This window comes from Methanoregula sp. (genome assembly GCF_049686655.1).
Classification (GTDB): Archaea; Halobacteriota; Methanomicrobia; order Methanomicrobiales; family Methanospirillaceae; genus Methanoregula.
In genome coordinates this window covers 92,633-118,237 of record NZ_JBAVIG010000065.1, presented here as the reverse complement: position 1 = coordinate 118,237, position 25,605 = coordinate 92,633, and the positions used below count along the sequence as shown (strand labels likewise).

General features: G+C 57.5%; 25 protein-coding genes. 9 read left to right on the top strand and 16 right to left on the bottom strand.

Going from position 1 to position 25,605, the window contains the following annotated elements:
- Window positions 1–28: 28 nt before the first annotated feature.
- The 4 genes from WBL42_RS09125 to WBL42_RS09110 all read right to left on the bottom strand — a co-directional run bounded on the left by WBL42_RS09125 (window position 29) and on the right by WBL42_RS09110 (window position 4,258).
- Entirely contained in the window at window positions 29–739 is a 711-nt protein-coding gene (locus tag WBL42_RS09125) for a peptidylprolyl isomerase (RefSeq protein WP_424720959.1), read from the bottom strand.
- Between the two features lie 69 nt (window positions 740–808).
- Complete coding sequence (locus WBL42_RS09120; protein ID WP_424720958.1) at window positions 809–1,492, bottom strand: hypothetical protein; 684 nt, start codon at window positions 1,490–1,492, stop codon at window positions 809–811.
- A 1-nt stretch (window position 1,493) separates the two neighbouring features.
- The gene (locus WBL42_RS09115) at window positions 1,494–3,020 is read right to left on the bottom strand and encodes a PEGA domain-containing protein (RefSeq protein WP_424720957.1); all 1,527 of its coding nucleotides are present in this window, start codon (window positions 3,018–3,020) and stop codon (window positions 1,494–1,496) included.
- A gap of 56 nt (window positions 3,021–3,076) precedes the next feature.
- Window positions 3,077–4,258, bottom strand: coding sequence for a PLP-dependent aminotransferase family protein (locus WBL42_RS09110; protein ID WP_424720956.1), 1,182 nt, complete (start codon window positions 4,256–4,258; stop codon window positions 3,077–3,079).
- A 145-nt stretch (window positions 4,259–4,403) separates the two neighbouring features.
- Here WBL42_RS09110 and WBL42_RS09105 point away from each other — a divergent pair, with 145 nt between their 5' ends.
- The gene (locus WBL42_RS09105; RefSeq protein ID WP_424720955.1) at window positions 4,404–4,841 is read left to right on the top strand and encodes a C-GCAxxG-C-C family protein; all 438 of its coding nucleotides are present in this window, start codon (window positions 4,404–4,406) and stop codon (window positions 4,839–4,841) included.
- A gap of 378 nt (window positions 4,842–5,219) precedes the next feature.
- On the opposite strand, the gene WBL42_RS09100 is transcribed toward WBL42_RS09105, so the two are convergent.
- From WBL42_RS09100 to WBL42_RS09090, 3 genes are all read right to left on the bottom strand, one after another.
- The gene (locus WBL42_RS09100; protein WP_424720954.1) at window positions 5,220–6,710 is read right to left on the bottom strand and encodes a DHA2 family efflux MFS transporter permease subunit; all 1,491 of its coding nucleotides are present in this window, start codon (window positions 6,708–6,710) and stop codon (window positions 5,220–5,222) included.
- A 10-nt stretch (window positions 6,711–6,720) separates the two neighbouring features.
- Window positions 6,721–7,437, bottom strand: coding sequence for an HlyD family efflux transporter periplasmic adaptor subunit (locus tag WBL42_RS09095; RefSeq protein ID WP_424720953.1), 717 nt, complete (start codon window positions 7,435–7,437; stop codon window positions 6,721–6,723).
- Between the two features lie 64 nt (window positions 7,438–7,501).
- Window positions 7,502–8,722 carry a hypothetical protein gene (locus WBL42_RS09090; protein WP_424720952.1) on the bottom strand — a complete coding sequence of 407 codons (1,221 nt, stop codon included), beginning with the start codon at window positions 8,720–8,722 and terminating at the stop codon, window positions 7,502–7,504.
- Between the two features lie 229 nt (window positions 8,723–8,951).
- Here WBL42_RS09090 and WBL42_RS09085 point away from each other — a divergent pair, with 229 nt between their 5' ends.
- The 5 genes from WBL42_RS09085 (at window position 8,952) to WBL42_RS09065 (ending at window position 14,060) form a co-directional block, all read left to right on the top strand.
- Window positions 8,952–9,614, top strand: coding sequence for a TetR/AcrR family transcriptional regulator (locus WBL42_RS09085; protein WP_424720951.1), 663 nt, complete (start codon window positions 8,952–8,954; stop codon window positions 9,612–9,614).
- Between the two features lie 459 nt (window positions 9,615–10,073).
- Window positions 10,074–11,315 carry an aldo/keto reductase gene (locus WBL42_RS09080; RefSeq protein ID WP_424720950.1) on the top strand — a complete coding sequence of 414 codons (1,242 nt, stop codon included), beginning with the start codon at window positions 10,074–10,076 and terminating at the stop codon, window positions 11,313–11,315.
- A complete protein-coding gene (locus WBL42_RS09075) occupies window positions 11,308–11,931 on the top strand; it encodes a TetR/AcrR family transcriptional regulator (protein WP_424720949.1) in 624 nt (207 codons plus the stop codon). The genes WBL42_RS09080 and WBL42_RS09075 overlap by 8 nt, the downstream gene beginning before the upstream one ends.
- Before the next feature lie 4 nt (window positions 11,932–11,935).
- Complete coding sequence (locus WBL42_RS09070; RefSeq protein WP_424720948.1) at window positions 11,936–12,661, top strand: ABC transporter ATP-binding protein; 726 nt, start codon at window positions 11,936–11,938, stop codon at window positions 12,659–12,661.
- On the top strand, window positions 12,654–14,060 hold the full coding sequence (locus WBL42_RS09065) for a hypothetical protein (RefSeq protein ID WP_424720947.1): 1,407 nt from the start codon (window positions 12,654–12,656) through the stop codon (window positions 14,058–14,060). The genes WBL42_RS09070 and WBL42_RS09065 overlap by 8 nt, the downstream gene beginning before the upstream one ends.
- Before the next feature lie 60 nt (window positions 14,061–14,120).
- Here WBL42_RS09065 and WBL42_RS09060 read toward each other — a convergent pair whose 3' ends face one another.
- The 7 genes from WBL42_RS09060 to WBL42_RS09030 form a co-directional block, all read right to left on the bottom strand.
- Entirely contained in the window at window positions 14,121–14,366 is a 246-nt protein-coding gene (locus tag WBL42_RS09060; protein WP_424720946.1) for a hypothetical protein, read from the bottom strand.
- Between the two features lie 138 nt (window positions 14,367–14,504).
- Window positions 14,505–14,729, bottom strand: a complete 225-nt coding sequence (locus tag WBL42_RS09055; RefSeq protein ID WP_424028272.1) for a type II toxin-antitoxin system HicB family antitoxin — start codon at window positions 14,727–14,729, stop codon at window positions 14,505–14,507.
- A gap of 123 nt (window positions 14,730–14,852) precedes the next feature.
- Window positions 14,853–15,767, bottom strand: a complete 915-nt coding sequence (locus WBL42_RS09050) for a DUF362 domain-containing protein (RefSeq protein ID WP_424720945.1) — start codon at window positions 15,765–15,767, stop codon at window positions 14,853–14,855.
- 146 nt (window positions 15,768–15,913) lie between these two features.
- A complete protein-coding gene (locus WBL42_RS09045) occupies window positions 15,914–17,284 on the bottom strand; it encodes a flavodoxin family protein (RefSeq protein ID WP_424720944.1) in 1,371 nt (456 codons plus the stop codon).
- A 22-nt stretch (window positions 17,285–17,306) separates the two neighbouring features.
- On the bottom strand, window positions 17,307–17,570 hold the full coding sequence (locus WBL42_RS09040) for an AbrB/MazE/SpoVT family DNA-binding domain-containing protein (protein WP_424720943.1): 264 nt from the start codon (window positions 17,568–17,570) through the stop codon (window positions 17,307–17,309).
- 97 nt (window positions 17,571–17,667) lie between these two features.
- Window positions 17,668–20,319 carry a PAS domain S-box protein gene (locus WBL42_RS09035; RefSeq protein WP_424721006.1) on the bottom strand — a complete coding sequence of 884 codons (2,652 nt, stop codon included), beginning with the start codon at window positions 20,317–20,319 and terminating at the stop codon, window positions 17,668–17,670.
- Between the two features lie 139 nt (window positions 20,320–20,458).
- Entirely contained in the window at window positions 20,459–21,241 is a 783-nt protein-coding gene (locus WBL42_RS09030; protein WP_424720942.1) for a DNA-methyltransferase, read from the bottom strand.
- A gap of 275 nt (window positions 21,242–21,516) precedes the next feature.
- On the opposite strand from WBL42_RS09030, the gene WBL42_RS09025 reads away from it, so the two are divergent.
- The 3 genes from WBL42_RS09025 (at window position 21,517) to WBL42_RS09015 (ending at window position 23,588) form a co-directional block, all read left to right on the top strand.
- Window positions 21,517–22,305, top strand: a complete 789-nt coding sequence (locus tag WBL42_RS09025; RefSeq protein ID WP_424720941.1) for a hypothetical protein — start codon at window positions 21,517–21,519, stop codon at window positions 22,303–22,305.
- Window positions 22,306–22,392: 87 nt separating this feature from the next.
- On the top strand, window positions 22,393–22,893 hold the full coding sequence (tsaA, locus tag WBL42_RS09020) for a tRNA (N6-threonylcarbamoyladenosine(37)-N6)-methyltransferase TrmO (RefSeq protein ID WP_424720940.1): 501 nt from the start codon (window positions 22,393–22,395) through the stop codon (window positions 22,891–22,893).
- A 200-nt stretch (window positions 22,894–23,093) separates the two neighbouring features.
- Window positions 23,094–23,588: a DUF2124 family protein gene (locus WBL42_RS09015; RefSeq protein ID WP_424720939.1), complete on the top strand. Its 495-nt coding sequence runs from the start codon at window positions 23,094–23,096 to the stop codon at window positions 23,586–23,588.
- Between the two features lie 45 nt (window positions 23,589–23,633).
- Here WBL42_RS09015 and WBL42_RS09010 read toward each other — a convergent pair whose 3' ends face one another.
- Both WBL42_RS09010 and WBL42_RS09005 read right to left on the bottom strand, forming a co-directional pair.
- Window positions 23,634–24,605, bottom strand: a complete 972-nt coding sequence (locus WBL42_RS09010) for a hypothetical protein (protein ID WP_424720938.1) — start codon at window positions 24,603–24,605, stop codon at window positions 23,634–23,636.
- A 239-nt stretch (window positions 24,606–24,844) separates the two neighbouring features.
- Window positions 24,845–25,585: a Yip1 family protein gene (locus WBL42_RS09005; RefSeq protein ID WP_424720937.1), complete on the bottom strand. Its 741-nt coding sequence runs from the start codon at window positions 25,583–25,585 to the stop codon at window positions 24,845–24,847.
- Window positions 25,586–25,605 lie beyond the last annotated feature (20 nt).

The window sequence follows — 25,605 nt, the reverse complement described above, 5'->3', positions numbered from 1 at the left end:
GCCAGGGTGAAGAATTTAAAAAAAGTGTTCAGACCATCACAGCATGGATGATCGTTACATTCTGGAGAGGGCGGTTATTTGCATCGGTCTGCACGTTCCCGATCGCATCCACCACGTCCATCCCCCCGACCACGTTCCCGAATACCGGATAGTGGCTGTCAAAGCCGGGCTGAAGCGCACTGTTGTTTACGAGATTGATGAAGAACTGGGAGCCACCGCTGTTGGGCAGCCCGGTGTTGGCCATGGCGATTGCACCGGGGCTGTTTGTTTCGTTGGTCGGCTCGTCCTGGATTGTATAACCCGGTCCGCCCATGCCGGTTCCGGTGGGGTCGCCGCCCTGGATCATGAAGCCGTTGATGACCCGGTGGAAGATAGTTCCGTCATAGAAGCCCTTATTGACAAGGGTCTCGAAGTTCCCGGCCGTGACTGGCATCGCGGGATCGAGTGCGATGGTAATGTTGCCCATCGTGGTCTCGAGCAGCACCTTCCTGCCAGACAGCGCTGACGTGTTTGTCATGGTTGCCGTTGTTGTTGCCGTGGCGGTAACTGCTGTGGATACGGTGACTGTCGTAGCGGTGGGTGTCAGGGTCGCTGCCGCGGTTGTTGCTTCCGGTGTGGGGAGCGTGTTGGTTGCCTGAGCCTGCAAGGTTCCTGCAGGTGCTGGCTGGGTGCATCCCGCGCAGAACACAAGTGCTGCCGCAAGAAGACCAAGAATACATAGTGTCCGAGCTGGTGACATCTTCATAATATCGGTGCCACAGGAAAATAGAGGTTACGGGGACTTTCATCTCCCCGTCAGGGTATGTGTTCACTCTGCTTTCTTTTCAGTATCCCTGATGCCTTTTGTGCCGAAGAAGATCGCACCGACGACAAGGATCATGGATACAATACCTGTAAGGAGGATGAACCCGCCTTTCGAGGTTTCGTTATTGTAGTCCTTTGCCGATATATCGATGGCGAGCACGGCGACCGTGTTGCCGCCGGAGTCGTTGACTGAATCATCGATGGGGGCGTAGGCACTCAAGAACGAACCGTATTTTGTGGTGTACGGTTCTTTCGATGCGGTCGGGCCGGAGAGGGCGGCAAAGATCTCGTCCCGGTCCGGTGCGGTTGACACTTCGCCGATCTTTGCCGAGCCCTGCGGGTCCAGCGGGTAGAGATCGTCCACGAGGAACGTGGCGGTCTCGTCCGGGTTCACCTTGAGGATATAGGCATTGAGGATGTTGTCATCCATGCTGCGCATGGTCTCCAGGTGTCTTGCAACGGCGAGATATTGCGGCGACATCTCGTCTCCCGGTGTGAGCCCGGCAATATCGCTGGCATTGATCTGCGTGGCCATAACACTCACCGTTGACATCATCCCCTGCCGGGTGGAATCCCGGAGGGCGTTCTGTTCGCTGGTATAGGCAAATGCAGTGAGCGCGCCGATGATCACGATTGCGAGGATAGCGCCCACCCAGATCTTTTTGGTTGTTGAGCATGCACAGGTCATTTCAGGATCGCCTCCTGTGGGCAACGCACACCCCGGCTGCCACTGCAAGGCACCCGATGAATGTTACGGGGGATGGTGCGGATGCCGGCGTGGGGGATGGTGCGGGCTGCATACTGATCGCAAGTGGCATCGTCTGCCCGGAGGTTACGGACGCCGTTGCCAAGTAGTCGACATACCCGGTATACTTCAGCAGGATCTGGTGCTGGCCGGGAGCAATGTTGTTTGGCATTGACGGGGTGTAGCCCTGGAACAGGTTGTCTACATAGATTTCAGCACCCGCCGGTGTGGATACGATATTGAAACCTCCGGTTGCCGGGACAGGTGTCGGGTTCGGGCCGACCGCGGTAAGGACTGCATTGATGGGGGTGATGGCATTCGGCTGGACATAGACGGAGTTGATCCAGTCATTGTACCCTCCGGCACTCACTTTGATGAGGCGGTTACCATTTGCCACATTATAGAGCGTGAGTGTGCCTGAAGAGGGTATTGTTCCCTGATAGGTGCTGTCCATGTATACGCTTGCCCCGGGCATGGAGGTCACTGCTATCGTGCCATAGACTGCCGGGGCCATGATCGCGTTCAGGTTCTGGTTGGTATATGCATTAACGTAGACGTTTGCCGTGTAATCGTTATACCCCGTGAGCGTGAGCCGGAAGGTATGGCTTCCCGGGAAGAGGGTGACCGTGAGCGGGCCCTTTCCCTGGTAGGAGCCGTCAACGTAGACGAGTACGTGGTCCGGGTTCGACGTAACCGTGACCGTGCCGGTACTGTGTGGTGCCGGCGGCGACTGCTGCAGTGCCGGGTAGTAGGTTGCCGTCTGGCCGGCGTAGACGTAGACAATCTGCGTATCGGGGGTGTACCCGTTCAGGGACGCCTTCATGGAGTATGACCCCGGCACAAGGTTCGGGATGGTGACGGGTGAATACCCGTAGAAGTTACCGTTCATGTAGATCGCAGCGCCGACCGGGCTTGACTGGGCATAGATCGTCCCGCTTTGGACGGGTGGATAGGTTGTCGGTGTCACGATTGGGTTTATGGTCGTGTAAACCGCTACATGGGCCTGCGGAGCCGGCATGCTTGAGAGCGCACCGGACCACGTCGTATACCCGGATTTTGATACGGTAACCGTGCTGATCGGTGATCCCGTGACAACGACTGCTACGCTGCAGACCCCCCCGGCGATGGTGCATTCCGGTGCCCCGTCAAAGTACACCTGTGCCCCGTCCACATTGCAATAGGTATCGATCCAGCCCTTGTCTCCGCCAACTTGCGAGGGGGGGATGGTGATAGTCTCCGTGGTCTCGGCAGTCGTGGGCGGTATCGTTGTCACGATCGTCGTAGGCTCTGTAGTAGGCACCGTAGTCATGACCGTAGTCGGCTCAGGTGTGACGAATGTGACCGGTTCCGGTGTCGGCGTGGTGAGGACGCCGATTGGCGACTCCCCATCTGCAACAACCGGTGCGACAATCACAGCACACAGTGCACAGACCAGGAGTACGGCCAGGAGAATAGTAAGCGTATGTTTCACAGTATCTCTTCCTGTAAGAGTAAATCTTGAAAACCGATCTATTTATAGGGTGGGTATTATCTTCCTGCTAGCCCGGCGATTACCCGGGAGAGGCGGTGCATCCCCTCAGAGATCTGCTCTTCTGAAGCGGACGAGAAGTTCAGCCGTATCGTATCTGCCCCTCCCCCGTCTACATAGAACGGGAGGCCGGGCAGCACCGCCACTTTCTGCCTGACCCCTTCATCGAAGACTTTCCGCGAACTGAGCCCGGGAGGGAGAGTCGCCATCAGGAACATGCCCCCTTCCGGGTGCGTATGGGAGACGTACGGTATCAGGTCGTCGAAGAGATCGCACATCAGCCGGCACTTCCGGCCATAGGCCGCAACGATCTTCCGGATACTGGCGTCGAGATCGTTAGTGGTGAGGTAACGGTGGAGGATCTTCTGGCAGAGGAAGTTTGAGTGAAGGTCTGCTGCCTGCTTGACAATGTTGAACTTCGCGAGGATCTCCCGCGGGGCATACATCCACCCGATCCTCATCCCCGGGGCGACGATCTTCGAGAACGATCCCGAGATCACGGCCTGATCCGGGAGCCAGCGCTTCACCGGTGGGCGGGGCCGTGCATCGAAAAAGAGCTCGCCGAATGCATCGTCCTCGTAAAAGACGGTATCCGTGCCCGCGAGGATCTCTGCGATCGCTTTCCGTTTCTCCTGCGAGTATGTCCGTCCTGACGGGTTCTGGGAGTTTGGGATCCCGTAGAAGAACTTCACGTGCGTTGTGGTGACAAGATTCCTGAATGCGGAGAGATCGGGGCCGTCGTCTTCAAGCGGCACGGTATCGATCACCGGCTCGTAGAGCGAAAAGGCCTCGATCGCCCCGAGGTAGCCGGGCCGCTCCATGCCCACGTGGTCCCCCTTGTTGAGGAAGAGCTTGGCTACGAGGTCGAGGCACTGCTGGGAGCCGTTCACGATCTGGATCTCGTCAGCCGATGCCGGAAGGCCGAGGCGCCTGCGGTATCGTTCCGCGATATATTCCCGGAGTGGGAGGTACCCGTCGGTTGTCGTATACTGGAGCGCCACCCGGGGCTCCTCTTCCATCACGTCCCGGGTCGCCTGCGCGATGCCCTGCGCATCGATCAGTGCTGAAGACGGGAGTCCCCCGGCAAAGGAGATGATGGAGGGATCGGAAGAGACCCGGAAGAGTTCACCGAGAAAAGACTCCGGTGCCCGGGCCACCCTGTCTGCAAACCTGTACTGCATGCTCCTGTACCGGGGACCGGCTGGTCCCTTCCTCCTGCCGTTGCATTGGACGCAGAGGGAGAAAAATATACGGGCCGGCCTAGCCGGAGCACCAGCGGCCCCGACCTCAGCGAACGCTTTTGTGCCCCGGGACTAACCGGTAGGTATGGCAACCAAAGGGGACGACGCGGCCGGCCTGTTCCTGGAAGGCTGGTCCTGTTCGCAGGCAGTCTGCGGTGCATTCGCGCCGGACTTCGGCATCGATGAGAAGACCGCCCTCCGCCTCTCCTGCGCCCTCGGGGGCGGCATGGGTCACACGGGGAACACGTGCGGGGCGGTGACGGGTGCCCTGATGGTGATCGGGATGAAGTACGGCCGCACTTCACTCGACGACCTTGAGGCAAAAGAGAAGACATACGAAGTGGCACAGCAGTTCATCCGGGAGTTCCGGCGCAGGAACCATTCCGTCAATTGTACCGAGCTGTTCGGGCACGATCTTTCTGATCCGAACGCACTTGCTGCGGCCCGGGCAAAGAAACTGTTCCATGCGAAGTGCGCGAAGTTTGTCGGGGATGCGGGGGATATTCTGGAAGAGATACTGTAGACGGGGTTGGGGGGTCTGAAGGAGTCCCCGGAGAGTCACTATTTTACGGGAATCCGGTAACTTACAATCCCTTTTGGAAATAACTGCCCGTAAAACGCCCCGGTTGTCAATACGGGCCCTATTTGAAGGGTCGGTTTTTTCAGGTCTCGAATTTTCGCGAATATTTTTGCGAATTATAGAGCAGTGATTTTGCGATGAGGTTTTTATGGGGTTATTTTTCCCATACGGCGGGCAATTTGGGCTTTAAATAATATCTCTTGATTCCCTCCCGGATGATCAGGAGCGTATTTTTCCTTGTTGGAGGAAAGACGGGGAACTGGCGGGGGTCATTACTTGCAGAAGAGTGTCCTGAATTTTACTACTCATGAATATCAGGAATCATATTTCCAGAACAACCTCCTTTCCCTCCTCTCCCTTCCCCGTCTTCTTCACGTCGATCAGGAGCGCGAGCACTGCCGCCAGGATCATGACGAGAGAGCCGATGATAAAGATGGTGTGATAGGCAAGGACTTGTGCATCGAGGTACATAAGGGTGGTAGCCTGCTGCATCACCGCAGGAGTGTGCACGTTCACCACGGAGTGGGCCGAAATGGCCAGCATATTATCCTCGATGGACATGTTGAGCAGGGTGGCAAAGATGGCGATCCCGAATGCACCGGAAACATTACGTACCAGGGCAAGAACCGCCGAGGCGCTGCCGATCTCATCATTGGGAACGACCGCGGCAATGACGCCCGTGCGCTGGGACATGCCAAAGCCCATCCCGAACATCATGACAACGAGCGGGATAATGACGTCCAGTGAGCTGGAACGGACGTCCAGGCCGACGAACAGGAACAACGCAATCCCTGTCACAAGAGTGCTCATGGCGATCACATAGCGTGGCTGGAGTTTCCCGACCAGGCCTGCCCCGATAGGTGCCGCGAGCATGATAGCGAAGGCCATGGGAACGAACTGGAGGCCGGTCTCGGTTGCTGTCAGGCCGAGGAAAGTCTGGTCGAAGATGGGGATTAAGAACATCCCTCCCATCAGGCACATGAAGATCAGGAAGTTGTTGACTAGGGTAAAGACGAAAGCGGGGATCCTGAAAAAACTGAAATCAATGATCGGTTCCGGATGCCGGGAATCGATCAGGTAGAATATGTACATAAACAGCCCGGACCCTGCGAAGCAGAGCACGATAGGGAGTGATGTCCAGCCCCAGTCATACCCACGGTCCAGGCCGAAAACGAGGAGGGCAAGGGAAGTGCCCAGTGTTAAAGCACCATACCAGTCGAAGGAGACGCTCTTCTTGTTGCTTACCGATTCCGGAATGAATGTGAGGGCCATAGCGATCCCGATCAGGCCGATGGGGAGATTGATCAGGAAGACCGAACGCCAGCCGAAGATATCGATGAGCGGGCCGCCAATGAGCGGGCCGAATACGATGGCGAGAGCAAAGGCCGAGGACCAGATACCGAGTGCCTGGGCCCGTTCCTTGCCATTACTGAAATTTACCGCGATGATCGCCATGGCGGTCGGGTAGTCGGCAGAGCTCGCGATCGCCTGGATGATGCGGAAGATGATCATCGATCCAAGATCCCAGGCAAAGCCGGCGAGGATCGAGCCGACAATGAAGATGGAAAAACCCCAGAGGTATACTTTTTTCCGGCCGATAGTATCGCCGAGTTTGCCCCACACCGGCACGAAAACTGCGTTTGCGAGGATGTACGCGGTTGCTATCCAGGCCGCATCGGCAGTGAGGATATTGAAATCCAGCATGATCTTCGGTACGGCAAGGTTTACCACGGTCTGGTCCATAGCTCCCAGGAATGTGCCCACCATGACCGTGAGAAGAATCAGCCACCGGTTCCGGTTATTTTCTGCCATGAGAGGAAAATTATTTTGAGATCCACATCTTCGCAGACATACCGTTCTTCAGTTCAGGATAGGCAGTCACGTCATAGGAGACCCTGACTTCAAATTCCTGCTCCTGCCGTTTGTCAGAGATGGAAAAGACAATATCACCTGTCCGGGAAGATGGTGCAACCTTTTCGACCACCCCCTCGTACTGGGAGGACGGGAAGGCATCGACGGTAAACATTACATGCTGGCCGGGTGCGATATCCTTGAGGCCTTTATCTTCCTGCACCCTCCCGACCACACGGAGCTCCCGGGGGTCGATCATGGTAATCACGGGCGAGGGATCCAGGGACGGGTTTACCAGCTGGCCCGGGGCATTCTCAACACCCGTGATCACACCGCTGGTCTTCGCGACAAGAACCTGATCGCCGACCTTTGCGAGTACCTGATCTTTCCTGACCTGATCCCCGACGGAAACATACACATCAGTGATAATACCCGGGTTCGTAGGATTGATCGAGATGACAGGCGCGGTAATCTGGGAATTTTCGACGTACACCGTGCTCTGGAGGTTGTTCCAGTAGAGAAGCCCGCCGATGGCAGCCAGGATGACGAGGACGACCAGCCCCCCGAGTAACAGGGGATTGCCGCGTATCTTCTGTATGAGATTGGCCGCCTTCCCCTCCGTTTTTACCGGTAAGACTTCACTCCTTGTATCAGAAATCCAGTCGATTTGTTCATCTGTGGCTGTCATATCTTCATCATCAGATTGCGGCTGCCGGGGTTCATCATGAAGTCGTGCCATTCGTCAGACCCGTTTATTGCTTCTTCAGCTTCGATGTGATCCATTTCCGCTTCATGTACAGGACGATGCCGGCAATTACGATGATACCACCCGCTATGACGGGATAGAAGGAACCGGGACCGCCACCGGTAGTTGTTTGTCCGGTAGAACTGCTTATCCCACCCGGGGATCCTTCCGCAAGCGTGTGAAGATCAAGCGTAATTGTCGATGACTGAGTGTTTCCCTGCGAGTCTTTCCACCGGACCTGTACCGGCACTGCGGAGAGATCAGGGGAGATAAATGTCAGGGTAAATCTCGAAAAATCATCCGATGCCAGCGAACCGATCTGATAGTCCGGGTACGGCCCCACCGGTTTTTCCGGCGCACCGACAGAGACGACCATCCCCTGGGCGTCGGTGATGCCGGCGTTCCCAACTTCGCCGGTCATCGTGCAGGTCCCGGCGTTGCAGACAAGTGCGACATTACTGATGAGTGGGATTGCCGCAGACTTGTCTTCGCCGATGTTCAGGGGCAGGACAACTGTAGTTGTATGAACGTTGTCCCCGTTGCGGAAACTGACATTGAAGCTGACATCGGACTGCTGGTGAGGTGTTATGTCGAATGGAATATTCACCGAGGTTCCGGCCGGGATGGACTCCACGTAATCTTCTGAGGGTGATATGTCGCTTCCCGGGGAGGACGCAATGATCAGGACATCGGATATATCTCCGAGCCGCGGGTTCACGATACTTACATTTACCGTATCCGTCTTTTCAAGAGAGAATATAGTGGGTTTGTTCGAGACACTTGCTCTCACGTCGGTCGAGTCGATCTTCAGCTTGATCTGGGAATGGATCGCGAAGGTACCCCATGCGTTTGTGGAAACGGAGAAGAGCGGGAGATATGTCCCGTCGGGACCATCGGCCTGTATAACGAAATTATAATCGGCCGTTGCTCCCGGTCCGATTACCGTGGCGGTAGCAAATGCACCCTTGTTAATTACGTCGATGTGGGGATCCATAAGATCCGGCTGGGATACAGCCACGGAAGCATTCGCCGCATTGGTAACGTGTACCGTCAGGGTGCCGGTCTCATCCGGGTAAAAAACACCGGGGGTGAGATCATAGCCGGATACATAGACAAGCGCTGCGGCATCCTGGGGAGTCATTACTGAGACGGTACTGGTGGCCGCTCCCGCAACGGTGATCAAACATGCCAACGCGATAATACTGAAAACAATCAACACTCGTTTCATTTTTTCCTGTCCTTTCAATCTCGTGTACCCGGAAACTTTCGTACGCCCGGACGCTCATGGAGAATGCCGTACATTCTCCCTGATCGATCGTGGCATGGCGTGTTCGTTCGGCTTCCGTTCAAAGTCTCTTATAAAAATACTCATCAGTCATTATTAAAACTAACTATAAAGTCATTTAATTCACCCAACAGTCAGATTTATTATGCATACCGCTCTAAGTAAAATCACCATGCCCAAGGTTGTCCCGGAATACAAGGAAGAAGCAAAGAAAAAGATCATAGCCGCAGGTCGCGAAGTAATGAGCAAAAAAGGATACTACGCCACCACGATGGATGACATCGCTGCCGATGTCGGCGTCAGTAAAGGCGCACTCTACTTGTATTTCGGAAGTAAGGATGAACTGGTCGTTGAGATCGTAAAAGCTCTCCCCGAGCAGATCCGCGAGGTAAAAATGTCGATGTCCCATGCCACCGATCCGATTGATTCCTGGATCGCCGTCCTCGATTTTTTCCTGGAAAATAATGCAGAACAGAACGCTCTTATTTTCGAGTTCCTTTCCATGGCCGCACGGAATCCTGAGATCGCGAAGAGTTTCTCTGACAATATGGAGCTCGGACTCCGGAACGCTACCCACGGGGTTGCGGAATTGCAACGACGGGGAATCATCAGTCCGGATGCCGATCCCCGTACTATCGCTTTTGCTATGGCAAGCCTCTTCCAGGGTATCCGGTACTTCTCGCTTATCGGAGTGGGACGGGAAGAGCTCCGTGAGCGCTGGATTGAGATGGGGAAGATTCTGTTCGGATATAAGGGGAACCCGGAACTGGCGGGGAAGGGAAAGCTGGTTGAACGAAAGCCAGCAGTCCGATCCAGGACTAAGACGCTCACGTAAAAGGGAAGATGCGTTCAGGTTGATGACCGCTGTTCATCGCGTAATATTTTCTAACCACTCGCGAGCGTGGACACGCCCGGAACAGGTTTTGTCACGGTATCCGCTCAGGCGAAACTTCGCACCTTCCCGATCAGGGCCAGCTGGTTGTTGACCCTGTCCCGTTTCTGCTTCCCGATACGGTCCATGATCACCGCGACCGGCATCGCCAGGGAATAGTATTTGTTCGGGCGCCCCTTCCGGATGATCGGGAGGGTGTTTTTTCCTATTTGGAGGAAAGCCGGGGAACCGGCGGGGGGTCCGGGACCAGGACTTTTACGATGATCGCATCCGGGAAACCCGTCGCCGGCGTGAGGAGTTCCGCATCGGAATTCTCAGGTGAGCTCTTCTTCCAGGCCCGCACTTTTTTATATCATCGCTCCCAACAATTGACTGACTAGTCAATTCTTGTGGTGTTTCCCCATGTTATACCGAACTGTTCCAAAGACCGGCGACAAGCTCTCAATCCTCGGTTTTGGCTGCATGCGCTTCCCCTCCACCCGGACCGGCGGCGTAGATGAAGAGCGGGCGATCCGGCAGATCCGGCACGCGATCGATGCCGGTGTCAACTATTTCGATACAGCCCCGATCTACCACCTCGGGAAGAGCGAGCAGGTGCTGGGCAGGGCGCTTGCCGGCGGGTACCGCGAGAAGGTCCGGATCGCTACCAAGCTCCCCCACTGGTCCGTCTTTGAACGGGAGGACATGGACCGGATCCTGAACGGGCAGCTGAAGACCCTGCAGACCGATCATATTGATTACTACCTCCTCCACAGCCTTGCCGGGGCCAGTTTTAAAAAAATGCGGGACCTCGGGGTTGTTGAGTTCCTCGATGCCGCAAAGAAAGACGGCCGGATAAAAAACGCAGGTTTTTCGTTCCACGGGAACGTGAAGGAGTTCAGGGAGATCGTGGATGCCTGCGACTGGCAGTTCTGCCAGATCCAGTACAATTACCTCGACGAACAGAACCAGGCGGGAACAGAGGGGCTGCGGTATGCCGCGGCAAAAGGGCTTGCCGTCATCATCATGGAGCCGCTGCGGGGAGGTAACCTTGCCGGAAGAGTGCCCGCATCTATCCAGAAGATCTGGGACGAGGCACCGGCGAAGCGATCCCCGGCTGAATGGGGCCTGCGCTGGGTTTGGGACCATCCGGAAGTGACCGTGGTACTCTCCGGGATGAACGACGAGGTCCATATCGACGAGAACCTCCGGGTTGCGGATGAAGCCCTGCCGGGCTCACTCACCCCGGATGAACGTGCGCTCATCGACCGGGTGCGGGACGAGTACCGCCGGCTGATGAAGGTCGGGTGCACGGGCTGCGGATACTGCATGCCCTGCCCCTTCGGCGTGGACATCCCCGGCTGCTTTGCCGGTTACAATGCCCATGCGATCTTCCCCCATGACCGGGCCATAAAGTTCCAGTACCTCGGCCACCACGGCGGCCTCATGGGTGAGAAGTCGCATGCGGGGCTCTGCCGGCAGTGCGGGAAGTGCGCGAAGATCTGCCCCCAGCACCTGCCCATCCCTGCCCTCATGAAGGATGTATCAAAGGAGATGGAGGGCATGATGGGCGTTGTGGTCCCGGTTCTCAGGGGCCTGCTCTGGTGCTCACATAAGATCGGGAGAGTCAGGCGGGCGATCATGGGAGAAAAGGCCCATGCCTGAACCGGGCCCGGACAAGCAGGAAGCGATCCTGAACACGGCGCTCACCCTCTTTACCGAACGGGGCTTTTTCGGGACCCCGACCTCGATGATCTCAAAAGAAGCGGGAGTTGGCACCGGCACCCTGTTCTTCTATTTCAAAACCAAGGAAGATCTCATCGATACGCTCTACCGTCGGATCAAGAGTGAGGCAGCGCAGGCTATGTGCCAGGGGATCGGAACGGAAAAGGGCACAAAGGCCAAGCTCCGCCGCCTCTGGTTTAACGCGGTCGAATGGGGTATTCAGAATCCTGCAAAGATGAAGTTCATGGAGCAGTTTGCTTATTCCCCGTTTGTGTCCACGACCGCCCACGAGGAGGGCATGTCCCATTTCCACTTCATGCAGGACCTCGTGAGGGAGGGCATCCGCGAGGGGGTTGTCAGGGATTTCGATCCCCCGCTCCTCTTCTGCATGATGGCCTCGTCCCTCTCCGGCCTGATTGCCCGGGTCTCCTTAACGGATGACCCGGTTGAGCGTGAGGCAATCATCGGGCAGGGGCTGGAGTTTGTCTGGAACGGGCTTGAATGCAGGAGAAAGACACCAAAGAACGACACCATGAGAAAACAGGGAAAGGAGTGACCGTATGAAAAATGTAATGGAAGCAACTGACTTATCAAAAGCCTATGGCGATGTACAGGCAGTCGACCACGTGACCCTCTCGGTGAAAGAGGGAGCGCTCTTTGGCCTGCTGGGCCCGAACGGCTCCGGCAAGACCACGATGATCAAGATGCTCACCGGCCAGACGAAACCGACCGGCGGCACGGCGACCGTGCTCGGGGTGGACGTGATCAGTGACCCGGTCGGGGTGCGGACCCGCGTGGGGATCATCCCGGAGCAGGAGACCCCACCCAGTTTCCTGACGGCGATAGAGTACCTGGAGTTTGTTGCTGCAGTCCGGAAGATCCCGGAGATCGATAAAAAGGCAGACTTCTGGTTCGACTACCTCGACTTTGCGGACAAGAAGAACGTGCTCTGCAAGGACCTCTCCCGGGGCACCCGGCAGAAACTGATGTTCACGCAGGCTTTCATCCACGAGCCGGCCCTCGCACTGATCGATGAGCCGCTCATCAACTTCGACCCGATCATGCAGGACCTGGTCAAGGAGTTCCTTGTCGGGTACGTGAAGAAAGGCCGGACGATCTTCATCTCTACCCACATCCTCGAAGTGGCCGAGGAGATCTGTTCGGAGTTTGCGATCCTCCACAAGGGAAAACTCCTGCATACCGGCCCCGTTGCCGACCTGACCGGAAGGGGGGAACACCTCCCGTCCTTTTTCCTCTCGCTTGTCCGGAAGGGTCCCCATGCTTGAGCTGTTCAGGAACATGATGAAGGAGGAATGGCGTGTCCATTCCACGATGTTTGGCAGCCTTTCGTTTGCGCTCTTCCCGGTGATGATCTTCGGGATCGCTTTCATGGGCTCGTTCCTCATCCCCCTGATGCATACCACCATCCCGGCCGGCAACCTCACGCTCCTCATTCACGCAAACTACCTGATGCTCGGGATCATGGTAGGCGGGTTCGGGCTCCTTGGCAACGAGGTGATGAACCGGCGGTTCGGCCAGGCAAGCCTGCTCGCCTATTCCGCCCGGAGCCTCCCGCTCTCCGAGAAGTTCATCTTCACGAACTTCGTTGTCAAGGACACGGTCTATTACTTCTCCCTCTGGGTCCTGCCATTCGGCTTTGGGTATATCCTGGCCTCTCCTTTCACGGGTGTCCCTCTTGCCCGCGCCCTGCTCCTGCTCCTTACCCTGACACTCTCGTTCCTCTTTGGCCTCTGCGGCGTCTTCTTCCTCTCGGCAGTCTATGCCCGCTCGCGGCCGGCACTCTGGCTCGTCCTGCTTGCACTCGGTGTTGGAGTGGGTGGCCTTTCTGCCGCAACCGGCATGAACCCGGCGCTCTTCTTCCCGCCCCTGCTGCTCAACAGCGCGTTCACGTGGGGGAACCTCGTACTCTCCTGCGTTGTGCTCGCAATCCTCTTCGCTGTCGCGATCTGGCTGTTCAACCCGGAATCCGTTGGATCGGAGAAATCGTACAGGGATTCTTTTGCGCCCCTGATGCAGCGGTTCTCGTTCCTGCCACACCCCCCGCTCGCTGCCAAGGATACGCTCGACCTGTACCGGAGCGGGAGCATGGTCGGCCAGACAATCTTCTCGTTCATCCTCCCCCTCGCGGTGATCTGGTTCTTCCTCTCCCTGCTGGGCCCGTACTTCCCGCCTCACGGCCTGCTCTTCATATTCGCCATAACTGCCGGGGTGATCGCATCGACGATGTATACGTGGGTGACGATGTTTGACAGCTTCGGGCCGTACGCCTGCCTGCCTGTTGCCGTCAGCACGTTGATCGAGAGCAAGCTCACCACGTTCGCGGTTCTCCAGCTGGTACCGGCCCTCTTCATCGCGGTTGTAGCGCTTCTTTCCGGGGAAGGTGCATATCTTCTCCCCGCCGTGGTGCTCGGGATCTCGGTCTCGTTTTATGCCGTGGGAGTCATGGCTTGGCTGACCGGTCTCTCACCGAACGTGCTGGTCTATGACGTGAAAGTGCTTGCTGTTTACCTTGTCCTCGTTGGGATCGTCCTGACGGTATTCACCGGTCTCGCCTATGCTAACCCGCTCTATGCCTTTGCATCCCTGGCCCTTGCCATCCCGGCCTGGCTGTTCATCCGGAAGGCGAAGGTGAAGTGGGATGCCGTGGACCCCGCGGGGTTCTGAAACCGGCACTTTTTTTTTAAGCTGAAAAATGAAAACCGTTCAGGATCCGGCATACCGGTGTCACTTCAGGGACGTAGATGTCAGGGACACAGCCTGCGGCGATTGTGGAGGGATGATTACGATCCCCGGAGTGCTGGAATAATATCCATCTACCGGTCGGCCGTCTGCCCCAAAGTAACCGTTGACCTTCAGCGGTGGTCCGGTGACGGAGGCGGGGGCCATGGTCAGGAGGGCGTTGATCAGGAGCGATACGATAAGAAATGCGCCTATGAGCACCACGAGCAGCCGGAAATTATCTTCTTCCACGTTTGGTCACCTTTTGGTGCATGAACATTTCCTGTTCAGGTACTTAAATGTCTGGAACTGTCTCCACGTGGGCGGTCTACCGGGTCAGGCTTCCGTTACAAAAAAGGGTTAGGGTTATTTCCCGCCAGGGACGGGATGTTATGCGGAGTCAGCGACTTCGATCCTGATGATCTCAGAATGGACGGATGCAATGGTCTTGTGCAGTTCCGCATTCTGGGCTTCCCGCACCACTTCAATCTCTTCCCGGATCCTGGCAAGCGCCTCACCTTGGGTGCTGCCATACCCCCGGGCTCCCGGGATCTCCACGCAACGTGCGGTAAAACCGCCCATCTCGTGGGATTCCGTAATGATGGTGTAGTGCATGATTGTACAGGAATGATGGGTTTATTTACAAAGTTTCTGGTCGGAATGGTCATCCCCGGGCAGGAAAATCCAAAAAAGGTATGAACGCACCCTGAATACGGCCCGTGGTCCACCAGCCCGGAATTAACGGTCCAGGTCCAGCTGCTCCTGGATCCTCAGTGCTGCCTTCCCGGCCGCGTCATTGAGCGGGACGAGCCGGATGGCATCCGCCGAAGCAACCCCGATCCCGAGTTCTGCAGCCCGGGCGATCTGCTCAAGCCCGAAGATCTTCCCGTCTGCCACGTCAGGCACCGTGCCAAAGGACCGGAGGAGGGCAACACCTGCGGCATCGATGGCAACCCGGTCATTGCCGGCCAGCACGACCCCGGGCCGGATCAGTTTCCCCTTGTCCGGCCCGCCGCTTGCAAATCCTTCGGTTGCGTCGAGTACCACCAGGTCCGTCTGGAAGAACCGGCTGATCTCGGCGATCATCCGGCGCTGGTGGGGAGAGGTGTGCAGTTCGTTCATGAAATCGAAGTTCACGCCCGGCACGGTCCGGGCCACGCAGCCTACGGCGTTCTTGAGCGAGAGGGTGAAGTGCCCGCCATACCGGTGCGTCTTTAAGCAGCAGGTCTGGACCACGTGATCGGCCCGGGCAATGGCCGATGCAAGGAAGAATCCCCGGCTCCAGTGGAGGCCGGGGGCCTCTATTTCCTGCCAGCCGGTACGGTCGAGTTCATCGAGCACGGTTACGGTAAACCCAAGCTCGCGGGAGAGGGCGAGCACCCCGCACCTGTCCAGCACGTCACGGGTGTTTCCCATCCCGCTCCGCTCGGCAAGGGTGAGCCGGGCGGGTCGTTCCGCAAGGATGGCGCTGCAGATCTCCTCAAGCGTGTCCCGGTGCGTGGACGCCGGGAACGGGTCTGCGCTGTTGAAATTTGCCTTGACTGCAACGCTCGAGCCGGCGAGCACAGAGAGATCGAAACCCCCAAGCACGGTCCGGACCGCGTCCCTGCGGTCCGGTGCACCGGCAATGAACACTTCTGCGTGAGCGGCCATTGAGATCCTCACGTGATCCTCTGGCACAGGATCTTATGAACCTGATCCCCGGTTCCGTGCCCTGCCGGTTGTCCGGGACTGGCAGTGGCTCTGCGACACAACCGGGATATGGGTTGTTTCGTATCCCGGTATCCCTGTCTCCCGTGTCAGGCATCGGTGAGAATCTTCTCGAACGGCTGGACCATCCGGTTCCTGATGTCCCCGATCACCTTCTTCCGGAAGCCGGTGAATCTGGTGAATGGCACGATAAGCGCATTGAAAAGGCGTATCCCGTACTCTTTCTGCGGGAAATCGAACTCCCCGTTCTCCCGGTAATACCGGTAGTCGGCCTGGAACGCGATCCGCATCCTGCCCCAGATCGCGTCCCGGAAGATCTTATGTCCCCCGGTGCTGTAGAACGTGGGAGGTGGGATGTACTGTTCATCTGCGCACCGGACCAGCTCCGCCGCGAATCGATCGAGCAGGGCATCCAGTTCTCCGGAGTCCGTGGCCTCATCCGTCACGAACCGGGCGTTTGCCTTCCCGTTTTCTGCCCATGCCGAGAGTGTCTCCCTGAGCGGCTGGATCTGTCGGAGAGGTCCCGCGATGACAAATCCCAGCTGTTTTCCCTCCACGCTTGGGATATGGCCGCGGAAGAAACTCCGATCGAAGAACTGCTTCCATGCGGATGAGAGGTAACGGTCGGTGACCGTACCGGCAAGGATGATGATATCGGCGGGGAGGATCTTCTCTTCAAAAAATGCCCTGTAACCGTCTGTGTAGATGCAGGTATTGTCGTACCCGCACTGGATGCACCCGAGGCATCCTCCCCGGATGTCGGGATCCTGGAGCCGGATGAGCTCAACACTGCCCGAAAATGTCCCGCGGATCCGTTCGATCATCCTGCCGAGATTACTCTCAGGGTTATCCGAATCTGTAAGGATCAGGATCTTCTTCTGTCCCGCGGTCACCGGTGCCGTCACCGGCCCGGGTATATAGGCGAGTTGCGGCCACACGAGCGGGGCGTAGATCCGCTGGACCGGAGCCCTCTCTTCCGCTGCACGGAAGAAGAGCCTCGCAAAACTCTCCAGGCGCCGGCGTTCCGTCTCCCTCAGGAGATCGCTCATTTCTGCCGAGAACGAGCCGCCGAATCTCATACCGAGATCGTCGCAGACCGCGTGCATGTACTGGTGCGCTGTCTGGTCGAAGAAGTGGATGGATGTCGTGAGGACTGCCGCATATTTTCCCCGGAACGCGGCCCCTGCATCACGTTCATGGATCAGTTCGATGAACCTCTTGTACTGGGAGGGGACGAGCAGGTAATAGAGCGGGAATGCCCAGATTACGGCATCGGCACCGGCAACGGATCTGACAATCTCCTGGAACACTTCGGGTTCACGCCCGATCTTTTTGATCCCGGCTGCAATATTTTCTATGTGGTATTCGTGCTCCGGGAATTTTTTCATGATGTATCGGGCGTACTGCATAGTGACGCTGCGGTCTCCTTTCGGGCTGCCATTTAAAAGAATAATTTTCATTGCTCTCACCACGGGGACAGGATCATTCGTCCGGCTTGTTTGAGAGTTCCAGGATCTTCTTTGCAAATTCCTGGAGAGTGTCTGCCTTCACGAGCGCGATGCCCCGCTCCACGTCGCCGAGCACGAGCATGATGTCTCCCGGTGCAATCCCGAAGAGATCCCGGGCTTCCTTGGGGATCACGATCTGCCCGCGCTCGCCTACACGGACGCTGCCGAAGAGGTGCTTGGTCTTTCCTTCCCTCGGAGCGATCTCACTGGATACCAGGTCTTCTTTTCCGCATTTCATACTTTTCATACTTGTGTGAATAATCACACATAAATGTTTTCCTGGAACCGGATACGGGTCCACTCAAGGATCCAACCAAAATGTGGAAACACCGGTATCAGTGATGGTCCCTGGGAAAACGGTACTTGCCCTTTGGTACATGCATTTCGAACCGGGCACCCTGCCCGGGAATCCCGGTCTCGTGGATAGTGATGCCGGTCAACAGCAGGATCTCCTTTGCCAGGAAGAGACCAAAACCGGTATTCCTGCCATATCCCTTCCCGAAGATCTTCTCTTTCTCGGGAGACGGGATCCCGATCCCGTTATCCTCAACGCTGATGATCAGCTCCCCGGCGCCGCGTTCGCACCTGATGATGATCTCCGTGACCTTCTCCCCGTGACGGATCGCGTTGTCAAACAGGTTGTAAAAGACTTTCTCGATCATCGGGTCGGCAAAAATCTCGGTGGCAGCGCAGGTCCTGGAACACCGGACCTCTTTTCTCCCCACGTTTTTTACGATCTGACTGAGGTCAGACCATGCCGGGGCTTTGATGCCCAGTTCCTGGTATGTCTTGGTGAACGCGAGCTGCCGCTCGATCATGGTTGCCGCTGACGTGATCTTTTCCAGGAAGTCTGCGATCGCATGATCGGGATTTTTCATGCCGGCCAGCTGGGCATATCCCTTGAGGAGTGTCAGCTGGTTCACCATGTCATGGCGGGTGATGCTGTTGAGGAGGTTGAGTTTCCGGTTTGCCTCGCGGACTGCCTCTTCCATGGCCCTGGACTCGGTAATGTCCTGCACCGCCCCGTAAATCCGGGTTACCTTTCCGCCGGCACCCATGATCACCCCGTACCGGGCGGTCATGGTCCGGGTCTCTCCGTCAGACCGTACCAGCCGGAAATCCAGGTTCGATGCAAAGCGGGGGTCATTTGTGCCAAGCGCTGCCATGAGGGCTTCCCGGAACCTGCCCTTGTCATCGGGATGGACGAACCGCCGGATAAACATATCGGAGGGTATCCTCAACCCCCCCTCTTTCTCCGCGGTGGTCGAAAAGAGGGAAAAGATACGGTCGTTGAACACAAATACGTCCGTTGCAGTCTCGTATTCCCAGCTCCCGAGCTGAGAGAGGTCTATGGCATTCAGCAGCTGGCCCTGGCTTTCCCTGAGGGCATTCTCCGTTTTCCTGCGTCCGGTGATATCCCGTATTGTGCCTTCAACGCCGAGAACGGTGCCATCCTTATCATAATAGTAATGAGTGCTTGTCGATGCCAGCACCGGCGTACCGTTCTTATGCTTCAGGGTCACCTCGAACTCGGTGACTTTCCCGCTTACTGCAAGGGATTCAAGCAACGGTTTCCTGTCGTCAGGGTGGAAGTAGAATGTGTCTGCAATATCCCTGCCGATAAGCTCCCCGAGGTCATCGTACCCGAGGAGTTCTGTGAGGGAACGACTTGCCCTGACCAGCCTGCCCTCCCGGTCGCTCCGGTAATAGACGTCCTGGATCTGGTTGAGGAGGCTGGTATATTCGGTATTTGCCGCCACCAGTTTCTCTTCTGCCAGTTTTCGTTCCGTGATATCCTGCATCGAGGCGATGCTGCGGGTAGTCCCCGGTATCACATCCACGGTCAGGAAGACCTGGCGTATCACTCCTGAACGCTGCCGGAACCGGAACTCGTAGTGCCGGAGCGCTTCCTCGTTCTGCTGCCTCCGTGCCCGGTGCTGTGCAAGCATCCGGCCCAGGTCTTCCATCACTACAAAATCGGTCCACTTCTTCCTGTTCTCGATCTCCTTCCGGGAATACCCGCTCAGGTGTTCAAACCCGGAATTTGCCAGGCTGATTGTTGTGTCCTCCTCAATGAGAACGGTGGCGGTCCCGGTGTTCTCGAAGATCGTCCTGTACTTCAGCTCAGACTCCCGCAGCGCATCTTCCGTCTGCCTCCGCACGGTCATGTCCCGGACCGATGCGAGGACAACCCGTCTTCCCTGGATCTCGAAGGCCGAGAGGAAGACTTCTGCAGGGAATGTGTTGCCGTCCCTGCGCATATGGACCCACTCAAAGTGGTCCTTGCCGTCACGGTATGCCTGGCTGATATGGGTGTTCGCTGCTGCGAGCGATCCCTGCCCGTCCGGCTGGGCGGGCGGGGAGACATCTGATGGGTGAAGGTGGAGGAACACCTCCCGCGACCCGAACCCGAAGAGCTGCAGCGCCTGCTCGTTGCAGTCAAAGAACCCCTCCGTTGTCGAAAGGATAAGGGCGTCTTGGGATTTTTCAAAGAATGCCCGGAACTGTGCCTCACGCTCCCTTATCTGCTGCCCGCTCTTTGCCAGTTCGTCATATTGTGTCCGTAGTTCCTCCTCTGAAGCAGTGATCTGCTCATTTGCTGCCCGGAGTTCCTTTTCCGCGTGCCGCCAGCGAACCGCCTGCCGGATCCTGTGGGTGAGCTCTGCGAACTGGGCCGTCGGGTCCCCGCCCTTCTGGATGTAGAAGTCGGCCCCGTTGTTGATCGCGTCGATGACAACTTCTTCCCGTCCCCTCCCGGTAAACAGGATGAACGGGATATCCCCATAGGTGTTCCGGATCTCCTTGAGAAACGCAATCCCGTCCATACCGGGCATCTGGTAATCGGAGACAATTGCGTCGCACGAACGGATGATCGTGGATTTGAGTGCCTCTTCCGCCGACTTCATCGTCTCGACAGTAAAACCGCCGGACTGCTCGATAAAGAGCTTCCCGATCTCAAGGAGACCGGGTTCGTCGTCAACGTACAGGACTGAATGTGCCAGGTGACCCGCCTCTGGATGAGAATGGAGTAGTCACTGGGATGTGATAAATAATTCCCTTATTATTTCCGGTCCTCCGTGTGCCCGATCGCGGGAGACCCTCTTAAAAAACTCCCGTATTGCCGGTTCAGCTCACGTTCCCTGTCTTCCCCTCGTTATTCTCAATCCTTCCCTCTGCGATCTCGCAATACCGGGGATCGATATCGATCCCGATCCCTGTCCGCCGGCACTGCCGGGCCGCGACCAGCGTGCTGCCGCTGCCCATGAACGGGTCGAGCACGGTATCCTCAAGGAACGTGAAGAGTTTTATGCACCGGAGCGGGAGTTCCACGGGGAACGGCGCGGGGTGGCCGATCTTCTTCTTGCTCTCGCCGTTGAATGTCCAGAGCCCGTTGGTCCATGCCATGAACTCCTCCCGGGTGATGTCGGACTCCCGGGTGCCGCCCGTCTTCTTCCAGCTGTCCTTGTAGAGCACTACGATCAACTCGACGGGAGCGATTACGAACGGGGCCGAAGCGGAGAGCCAGGAGCCCCATGCGGTCCGGCGCGAGATGTTGCCCTCGTTCCAGACAATGGTCGCGTGGTAGGAGAACCCGGCCTCTTTGGCGATCGTGGTGAGGTCTGCTCCCACGCTCTGCTGTCCTCCCTTGTTCTTGTCGAGCGGGATGTTAAGGCAGAACCGGCCCTCCGGTTTCAGCCACCCGTGGCACCGCTTCATCCAGCCAGCCGAGAATTCCAGGTACTCCGCATAGGTAATCCGGTCATTGTGGGAGTTGTACTGGATATCCACATTGTACGGGGGCGATGTGACGACAAGGTCGATGCTGTCCTGTGCAATCTTTGTTGTGGCAAAGAGATCCTCGTTGATGATGGCTGATCGCTCGTCCCTGAAGAAATAGTCCTTTACCACGTGTTCATCTCAGGTATTTTTTGGTCAGCCTGCGGTATAGAAGTTCGTACGGGTATGGCCCCCTCCGGCAGCGGCACTCCGCACCAGGCCGGTCCTTTCCCGGATTATGCAGGATTCCGGCCTGTTCCGGAGTCGCCGTACCCCCGTACCTGCATACCATTGAGCTAACCGGGCGGTTATACGATTAACCCCGGCTATCCTACAAATATTATTTACTATCCATCGAACTATGGTGGCAGTGATATCATTACCAGATACGGTTCGGTGAATCCGGCATGATAATCGGCAACCGCAAGGCAGTACTGATCGTGGGAGCATGTCTCCTCTTCCTCCTGATCGCACCGTATGTCTCGGCATCGGTTGACAGCACAACCCTGCCCGTGGACACGACTCCCCTTGCCGAGAACAGCCCGGACCTGATCGCGGCCCTCAAGCTCCATGCCGCTGTCCTTGGACAGGACCAGGAAGCCCGCATGGACGGCATAATCGCATATATCAACAATATCAGCAGCGGGACAGGGGCCTCCAGCCTGCAGCAGATCAAGGATGATTATCTCGTTATCGCCTCCTCCATTCCTCTCATGACCACAAACGACGAGATCACCAGCGCACGGGATGACATGCGGGCCCAGACCCAGCTCTTTTCCGATGAGACCAATACCCAGCTCGTGATCTTCAACGGCAGCACCAATGACATGCGGGAGAGCATCGCCTCTTCCGAGCAGGCCGCGGACGCTTCGTTCACGGACTTCAGGGACTCGCTCTGGCTTGCCAGGGACTCGGCCCGGCTCACCCTGTTCGATGCAGACTCAGAGCAAAGAGCCCTTCTCCTCCGCAGCCTGGACCGGGAGGGGATCGACACGGGCCTTGCCCGGAACATCTCGGACCAGATCGATGCGCAACGGTCAGACCTTCAGGATGCCCTCTCCAACAACTCTGCCGATGCCCTGATGACTGCCAACGCCGGCATCCGGTCGCTCAACAGGGAGTTCCGCTCAACTGTTTCGGATTCTCAGGCGGCGATGGCAATCAAGCTCAAGGGTGAAGCCCTGATGTCAATGTAATGATAATTCCTCGAACGATCCTCTCCGGCCTGGTTGCACCCGGGGAAGAACCGCACGCATTTTTATCCCCGGCACCAAATCCTTTCCATGCAAGGGCAACCGGATGTCAACACCTTCACCTGTATCCCGATCGGGACAATCCACACCCCGTTCCACGACATCGCCGGTATGCCTATCCAGCCGAATGGCGCCCGGGGCACGAGGGGAACGATCGCGATCGGTGAAGGGTACCGGGAAGGGCTCAGGGACCTTGGCGGTTTCGAACGCATCATCCTGATCTATGCCTTTCACCGGTGCACCGGTCACAGTCTCCTGGTGAAACCCTTCCTTGACACAATCCCGCGGGGAGTCTTTGCCACGAGGTCTCCCCGGCGCCCGAATGCGATCGGCCTCTCGGTAGTCCGGCTGATCGCAGTCCGGGAAGGGACCCTCGAGGTTGAGGATATCGATGTCCTCGACGACACACCGCTCCTCGACATCAAGCCGTATGTACCTGAGTTCGACGCCTACCCCGGTTCCTGCTGCGGATGGCTCGAGACCGTGGCCGGGAATGCAAAGACCACCCGGTCCGATGACCGGTTCCGGTAACCGGGGCCATCACGATCCCTGCCCCCGAAGAATTACGGGAGAGAGGAAATCTTCGTGTCTCATCTCCGGTAAGATTCGCCCTCCCAAAGGATTCGCCGGGGAAAATCACCTGCGCGCAAACCAGCCCTTCGGGCTTATATTCCGTCTCACCGCCGCTGCTCCAAAATTCTTATCCCTGCCCCGCGTGTACGTTCCAGTACATGACAGATGAGCGTTTCCGGGGGATCACCGGGCTCCTGCGGCCGTTTAAGGAATATGTGCAGGACCTCGGGATCCACGAAGGGGACCAGATCGTATACTATGGCTGTGCCGGTACCTGTACTCCGTTTGTCGAACTCCTTGCCGTTGCAGTGCGGGGTCTTCATGCCGAACAGGTCTTCGTGCCCCTGCTGGACGAGACAAAGGCACAGAAGATCGTGAACATTGAGGACATCGGTATGCAGGTCTCGGGCGGGCCGGCCGTACTGCGCCCCCGTCTCCTCGTGATCATGGGCGGGCTTGCCATGCCTTATATGCCGGTGAAAAAGGAGCAGGTCCGCGACCTGGCAGCCCGTCATTCCGGTGCGAAGCTTGCCGGTGTCTGTTTCATGAGCATGTTTAAGAAAGCCGGGTGGCTGGACACGGTGGAATTCGACCTGCTTATCGATGCAAACCTTGACCCGGTCACGGTTACGAAGAGAGATACAGGAAGGTAGCGCTGTACCATTCTCCTCTTACTTACTCTTGTAGATCCTACGGGCTCAGCGCTGCAGGACCGTGTAAAGGATGATCGCGAGCACGAAGAGGATGCCAAGGACAAGCAGGGTACCGAGCCCCTGCGGGAGCTGGGGAACATCGGCGGGTAGCGGCGGGAGCTGGCCCGGCTGCACGGCAGGGGCTGCCTTCACGACAGAGAACTCTGCCATTCCCGTGCCGGTAGTATCGGTTTTCATCCATCCGACCAGGAGGTAATAGTTCCCGGGCTGGAGGCCGGGGGTATCGAACGTGCAGTTCCAGTGGTTGATATCGGCCCCGGCAGCGACAGGGAGGATCTTCTCCGTGACCCGCTCGTTCGTATCCCGGTTGTAGAGATCCGCTACAAGGGAATTCCCGGTCCCGATGTTGGTGGTCCCGGTGATCACGATCGTATCCCCGGAGGTCTGCTGGGGGAGGTTGTTGGTCCCGGGCCCGAGCTGGTCGACATACACGACCGGCTCCTCCACGAAGAACGTATCCAGGACGAAGGAGTCGTCAACCCCCGGGATCACTGCCGCGGATGCAAAGATGGCGGCAATGGGCTCGACCCTCCCCGAAAGGTCCTGTTGTGCCCCCAGGCGGTCGATGATCTTGCCGCGGTTCATGATCGTGAGGTTCCCGTGGCTGTCCGTCCCGGGCTCGATTTCCATTGTCCCATCCGGGCCCGGGTCCTGGAGAACTACCACAAACTGGCCACCCGTAAACTTCACCGTTTCGGTTGGTTTCAGGACAAAGGAAAAATTCCCGTGCCTGTCCGGGGCCATGGTCCTGACATCAAAATAACTCCTGCCGATGATCCAGAGGGCAACGGTACCGTTCATTGCACCGGTCCCGCTGACGGAGAATGAATCCCCCTTGGTGATTACCTGCGGTGCACTCGACGTGAAATAGACGGATGCGGCTGCCGGCATCACGCAGGATACCAGCAGGACGACAAGCAGTATGCCACACACGTGCGCAGGTCTCACTTGTTCCATACCCCGGTTTACACTCTACAGATCTGTGGGATGCAGACCGTTAAACTCTTTCTGAAGGCCCGTGTCCAGGGCAGGGACATCCCCTCCCATTCCGGCCCCGGTCCTTCCTGTTCTTCATGAGACGGCAAAAAGCGGCGGGGATTTCGCGGCGCTCCCGTTTGCTGCAAGAGGGAAACCGGCTCCGGGCACAGGACCCGCCTGCCTGCAGCAGGTCCTGCGCACGTGTGCAACCCGGGCCGTCATACCCATCCGCTCATGATCCGGGACGCCAGTAGGATGCCAAGGAAGAGGACGACCGGGACGAGAACCGTAATCGCTGCCTGCTTCGGGGTGAGCGACCGGGTGTGCTGCAGGGCATGAAACCAGAACCAGGCGCAGCCAAGCAGGGCAAGGGTGAAGATCATGAACGAGACGATGGAGTACTCGGAGAACGCGTGGCTGAAGCTGATGTATTTTGCCAGTTCCGCCGAGCTCACGGGTGCATACGGGCCGGAGCCGTTCGCCTGGCCTTTCATAGTCAGGTTGAAAAATCCCGGGGAAACCGTGACTGCCATGGCGTTCCGGTACAGGAAGAAGAGCGGTATCCTGATCGCATCGCAGATCACCAGGGGGATCATGCCCCAGGCAGTCGCCGTAGCCGTATGGGAGATGCTGCCGGTCCGGGAGAAAATGCTGCTGACCAGGTACAGGCCGAATGCGGCCACGCCCCAGTAGACAAAGGCCATAGGAAGGGAGAAGACCGCGCCCATGACGGAGATGACCGAGAAGATACCAGTCATCAGTTCCATGCCCTGCTGGTGCGGGGCTGCCTGGAGGAATGCCCCCATCACCAGGCTCATGTTCAGGAACGTGAGGACGGCTGTGAGGATCCCCCAGATGAGGACGATGAGGACCGGTATCCGGTAAGCTGCCGGGTCAGAGGCAAGGTCCCGGAAAAAGTCGCCGGGTCGCAGGATGAGGTCTTTGAGTGCAGGTGCCATACCGGGTTTTTTTCACCGGC

Excerpts from the sequence above, each read along its gene's own strand:
- WBL42_RS09125 (WP_424720959.1), bottom strand. The coding sequence starts at position 739 with ATGTCACCAGCTCGGACACTATGTATTCTTGGTCTTCTTGCGGCAGCA.
- WBL42_RS09120 (WP_424720958.1), bottom strand. The coding sequence starts at position 1,492 with ATGACCTGTGCATGCTCAACAACCAAAAAGATCTGGGTGGGCGCTATC.
- WBL42_RS09110 (WP_424720956.1), bottom strand. The coding sequence starts at position 4,258 with ATGCAGTACAGGTTTGCAGACAGGGTGGCCCGGGCACCGGAGTCTTTT.
- WBL42_RS09105 (WP_424720955.1), top strand. The coding sequence starts at position 4,404 with ATGGCAACCAAAGGGGACGACGCGGCCGGCCTGTTCCTGGAAGGCTGG.
- WBL42_RS09100 (WP_424720954.1), bottom strand. The coding sequence starts at position 6,710 with ATGGCAGAAAATAACCGGAACCGGTGGCTGATTCTTCTCACGGTCATG.
- WBL42_RS09095 (WP_424720953.1), bottom strand. The coding sequence starts at position 7,437 with ATGACAGCCACAGATGAACAAATCGACTGGATTTCTGATACAAGGAGT.
- WBL42_RS09090 (WP_424720952.1), bottom strand. The coding sequence starts at position 8,722 with ATGAAACGAGTGTTGATTGTTTTCAGTATTATCGCGTTGGCATGTTTG.
- WBL42_RS09085 (WP_424720951.1), top strand. The coding sequence starts at position 8,952 with ATGCCCAAGGTTGTCCCGGAATACAAGGAAGAAGCAAAGAAAAAGATC.
- WBL42_RS09080 (WP_424720950.1), top strand. The coding sequence starts at position 10,074 with ATGTTATACCGAACTGTTCCAAAGACCGGCGACAAGCTCTCAATCCTC.
- WBL42_RS09075 (WP_424720949.1), top strand. The coding sequence starts at position 11,308 with ATGCCTGAACCGGGCCCGGACAAGCAGGAAGCGATCCTGAACACGGCG.
- WBL42_RS09070 (WP_424720948.1), top strand. The coding sequence starts at position 11,936 with ATGAAAAATGTAATGGAAGCAACTGACTTATCAAAAGCCTATGGCGAT.
- WBL42_RS09065 (WP_424720947.1), top strand. The coding sequence starts at position 12,654 with ATGCTTGAGCTGTTCAGGAACATGATGAAGGAGGAATGGCGTGTCCAT.
- WBL42_RS09055 (WP_424028272.1), bottom strand. The coding sequence starts at position 14,729 with ATGCACTACACCATCATTACGGAATCCCACGAGATGGGCGGTTTTACC.
- WBL42_RS09050 (WP_424720945.1), bottom strand. The coding sequence starts at position 15,767 with ATGGCCGCTCACGCAGAAGTGTTCATTGCCGGTGCACCGGACCGCAGG.
- WBL42_RS09045 (WP_424720944.1), bottom strand. The coding sequence starts at position 17,284 with ATGAAAATTATTCTTTTAAATGGCAGCCCGAAAGGAGACCGCAGCGTC.
- WBL42_RS09040 (WP_424720943.1), bottom strand. The coding sequence starts at position 17,570 with ATGAAATGCGGAAAAGAAGACCTGGTATCCAGTGAGATCGCTCCGAGG.
- WBL42_RS09025 (WP_424720941.1), top strand. The coding sequence starts at position 21,517 with ATGATAATCGGCAACCGCAAGGCAGTACTGATCGTGGGAGCATGTCTC.
- tsaA (WP_424720940.1), top strand. The coding sequence starts at position 22,393 with ATGCAAGGGCAACCGGATGTCAACACCTTCACCTGTATCCCGATCGGG.
- WBL42_RS09015 (WP_424720939.1), top strand. The coding sequence starts at position 23,094 with ATGACAGATGAGCGTTTCCGGGGGATCACCGGGCTCCTGCGGCCGTTT.
- WBL42_RS09010 (WP_424720938.1), bottom strand. The coding sequence starts at position 24,605 with ATGGAACAAGTGAGACCTGCGCACGTGTGTGGCATACTGCTTGTCGTC.
- WBL42_RS09005 (WP_424720937.1), bottom strand. The coding sequence starts at position 25,585 with ATGGCACCTGCACTCAAAGACCTCATCCTGCGACCCGGCGACTTTTTC.